Here is a 1,461-nt window from a genome sequence, read left to right on the forward strand (position 1 = left end):
TAAACTGTACCCTATGTAAAGGACATTTAAAAAAAGTCTAGGCAGATTGAAGAAGATGATCTCTGTATTGAACAGGGGTCATCTTTTTTAAATCCCATTGATACCTGTAGTGGTTATAGTAGGTCATGTAATCCTTAATCTCCTGTTTTAACTCAATCAAAGTCAAACAAGGCTTAATGGAAGCTTGATCTTTAAAATGACCAAAAAAAGATTCTTGTGGGGCGTTATCCCAGCAGTTTCCCCGCCTAGACATGGATTGTTTCAATTTCATTTTCTTAACCATTTTTTGAAAATAAGGATGTGTATAATGAGATCCCTGATCAGAGTGAATGAAGGCACCATCAGCTCTTTTAAACCTTTGGTTTTTCTTAAGCTTTAGGAGAGTATCTGTCGCAAGATCCATTGTGATTCGATCTGACACGTGATATGCCAAGATCTCATTGGTTGAACTATCTTTGATTGTGGATAAATAGGCTTTTTTACCCGATCCGTAAAATAAATAAGTGATATCCGTCAGTAACACCTTACCTGGAATGTTCTGCTTAAACTCCCGGTTCAGCAGGTTAGGAACGACCCTATGCTCCTGAGTAGCCTTCATCATCCGTTTATAGGGATTGGCCCGCCTAAAGGGGCATACAATGCTGTATTTCTTCATAATCCTCCTAATCCTTTTTAAATTGTAGATCACCTTAAACTGGCCCTCCAATGTCATCTTGATGGATCGGGCACCTTTCTTTCGTCTTTTGAAATGAAAAGCTTTTAGAATGACTTCTCTTAGTTGCTCATCTTGCTGTTTCTTCTGGATTCTCTTTTGCTTTGCTTCGGAAGACCAAAACCTGTAATATCCACTCCTGGAAACCCCGGATACTTTACATAAATAGTTGACCAAACGGGAGAGTTGATATTTCTCGATGATGGTATGAATAAGGACAAATTTCTGGCTAGATGAAAGTACTATCCCTTGTTCTGCCTCCTTTCCATGAAACGAATCTTTTTTAACAGTTCATTCTCCGCTCGCAGCAAAGCATTCTGAGCTTCTAGCTTGGCATACTTCTCTTCGAGCGTTAGCTCCCGTTTAAGGGGTCTTCCTGAGGCGTGACTTCTTGTATCCTGCAAACCTAAGATTCCGTTCTCTTGGTAACTCGCACGCCATCTCTTTGCTGAGGATTCGACTCTTTGGAGCCCAATGACAGTTACGTCAAAACCACATACTTCAAATATTTCTCTCGGCGGCTTTCCCTTATTATTCTCTGAGATAAACAATTGCTTAAACCCATCCGTATATGTAATTGCCTTTGAAGATACGGACCTCACATACGGATTGTTAGATAACTGCTTGATCTCTTTATCTGTAAATATTTTCTTACTCATACCATTCCTCTTCCCTATCTTCTTCGTTATAAACAAAAATACCCTACCGAGAGACTTTTTAAAAGTGTCTACTCGATAGGGTACAGTTTA

At 39.4% G+C, this 1,461-nt stretch carries 1 protein-coding gene; it reads right to left on the reverse strand.

The features are described from left to right. Nucleotides 1-37: 37 nt before the first annotated feature. Nucleotides 38-1,371, reverse strand: a protein-coding gene (locus ACFWMP_RS31475; protein ID WP_379426236.1) for an IS3 family transposase whose coding sequence is annotated in 2 segments (ribosomal slippage) — nt 38-984 and nt 984-1,371 — 1,335 coding nt in all. Because the reading frame shifts where the segments join, the coding sequence is not laid out codon by codon here. Between the last annotated feature and the right edge of the window lie 90 nt (nt 1,372-1,461).

This window comes from Paenibacillus sp. NPDC058367, assembly GCF_042723305.1.
Taxonomy (GTDB): domain Bacteria; phylum Bacillota; class Bacilli; order Paenibacillales; family Paenibacillaceae; genus Paenibacillus_AQ.